Genomic DNA, 2,041 nt, shown 5'->3' with positions numbered 1-2,041 from the left:
GTAACCGCTCCATGAACCCCACATTCCAAGCCGGAATTTGATGTCCGATGCTGCGCTCCCGATTTCTTTCTGGAGCCAGCAGGCCATGATGCGACCCGACGCCAAAGTCGAAAAAGTCTACCTCTATCCCAAGCCCGTGGACTTTCGAAAGTCCATCGACGGCCTCACTGCTCTGGTCGAGCTAGACATCAAGGTCGCCGTGTTCGACCCGGTACTTTTCGTCTTCCTCAATAAAGCCCGTAACCGTATAAAAGTGTTGTACTGGGAGCGCAACGGCTTCTGCCTTTGGCTCAAGCGCCTCGAAGCCGAGCGTTTCAAAACCTCACCCGACGCCACCGACGAAGCTATCGTCCTGACCGTCCAGGAACTGAATTGGCTACTCGACGGTTTTGATCTCTGGCGCAACCGCCCGCATCAGGTTTTGACGCCTCGTTTCGTCGCCTGAGCCGGTATAATCCGGGCCATGATTTCAGTGCCCGATGACCTTCCTGACGACCCTGCCGCGCTCAAACAACTGCTTGCGCAGTTGTTGGCCGAGCGCACGGTCGACAAAGGTCAGATCGTCGATCTTAAAGAACAGGTCAAGCTGCTGCGTGACCGACTGTTCAATCGCAAGTCCGAGCAAACCGTCGAGTCCAACACGCCCCAACTGGCGTTGTTCAACGAACCCGAAAGCCAGTGGCTACCTGACGCTGATGATGCCGACGAAGAAGTTGTTGCGCCGACCAAGCAGCGCGGCAAACGCAAACCACTGTCGGCTGACCTGCCACGCATTGAAATCATTCATGACTTGCCCGAGCACGAACTGACTTGCGCTTGTGGTTGCCGCAAACACGTGATTGGCGAGCAAACCAGCGAACAACTCGACATCGTGCCGATGCAGATCCGTGTGCTTAAACACATACGCAAAATTTATGGCTGCCGTGGTTGCGAAACCGCGCCGGTCACTGCTGATAAGCCGGCCCAATTGATTGAAAAGAGCATGGCCAGTCCCAGCGTGCTGGCGATGTTGCTGACCACCAAGTACGTCGATGGCCTGCCGCTGCACCGCTTCGAGACGGTGCTGAGCCGACATGGTATCGAGATCCCCCGGCAAACCCTGGCCCGCTGGGTGATCCAGTGCAGTGAATACTTCCAGCCGCTGATCAACTTGATGCGTGACCGCCTGCTGGAAAGCCCGGTGATCCATTGCGACGAAACACGAGTGCAGGTGCTCAAAGAGCCGGATCGTGACCCGACCAGTCAGTCCTGGATGTGGGTGCAGGCCAGTGGCCCGCCTGATCGACAAGTCGTGCTTTTCGATTACACCACCAGCCGCGCGCAGGAGGTGCCGCTGCGCCTGCTGGAGGGCTATCGCGGCTGCGTGATGACCGATGACTACGCTGGTTACAACGCTTTGGCGTTACAGTCGGGCGTTGAACGGCTGGCGTGCATGGCGCATGTCCGCCGTAAATTCGTCGAAGCGCAGAAGGTGCAGCCCAAGGGCAAGATCGGTCGCGCCGATGTCGCGCTGACGATGATCAACAAACTGTATGGCATCGAACGCGACCTCAAGGATGCCAGCGATGAACAGCGATTCATCGGTCGTCAGGAGCGAAGCCTGCCCATCCTCGAGCAGTTGAAAAGTTGGCTCGACAAGACACACTCGCAAGTGACACCGCAAAGCGTACTGGGCAAGGCGGTACATTACCTGGCAAACAACTGGAGCCGCCTGGAACGGTATGTTGAGGCAGGCCACCTGCCGATCGACAACAACCTGGCAGAGCGGGCCATAAAGCCGTTTGTGATCGGGCGCAAGGCTTGGCTGTTCAGTGACACGCCCAAGGGAGCCACGGCTAGCGCGCAAATCTACAGCTTGGTCGAAACCGCCAAGGTCAACGGCCAAGAGCCTTATACGTGGCTGCGCCACGTACTTGAGCGACTGCCCCATGCGTCGTCAGTAGCAGACTACGAAGCGCTGCTGCCATGGAACTGTTCGCCGGAGATGCCACGGTAACCTTGGCTTCCACCTTGCGGTAGGTGGGGTTCATGGATCGGTTAC

General features: G+C 57.8%; 2 protein-coding genes. Both read left to right on the top strand.

The window, feature by feature from the left end; translation table 11 throughout:
• Positions 1 to 85 precede the first annotated feature (85 nt).
• Positions 86 to 445: an IS66 family insertion sequence element accessory protein TnpB gene (gene tnpB, locus FJD38_RS24325; RefSeq protein WP_244302807.1), complete on the top strand. Its 360-nt coding sequence runs from the start codon at positions 86 to 88 to the stop codon at positions 443 to 445.
• 18 nt (positions 446 to 463) lie between these two features.
• On the top strand, positions 464 to 1,996 hold the full coding sequence (gene tnpC, locus FJD38_RS24320; RefSeq protein WP_094990037.1) for an IS66 family transposase: 1,533 nt from the start codon (positions 464 to 466) through the stop codon (positions 1,994 to 1,996).
• Positions 1,997 to 2,041 lie beyond the last annotated feature (45 nt).

Origin of the sequence: Pseudomonas saxonica (assembly GCF_007858365.1) — a bacterium.
Classification (GTDB): domain Bacteria; phylum Pseudomonadota; class Gammaproteobacteria; order Pseudomonadales; family Pseudomonadaceae; genus Aquipseudomonas; species Aquipseudomonas saxonica.
The sequence above is the reverse complement of the archived record's forward strand: the minus strand, read 5'-3'. Positions and strand labels throughout refer to the sequence as shown.

Excerpts from the sequence above, each read along its gene's own strand:
- tnpB (WP_244302807.1), top strand. The coding sequence starts at position 86 with ATGATGCGACCCGACGCCAAAGTCGAAAAAGTCTACCTCTATCCCAAG.
- tnpC (WP_094990037.1), top strand. The coding sequence starts at position 464 with ATGATTTCAGTGCCCGATGACCTTCCTGACGACCCTGCCGCGCTCAAA.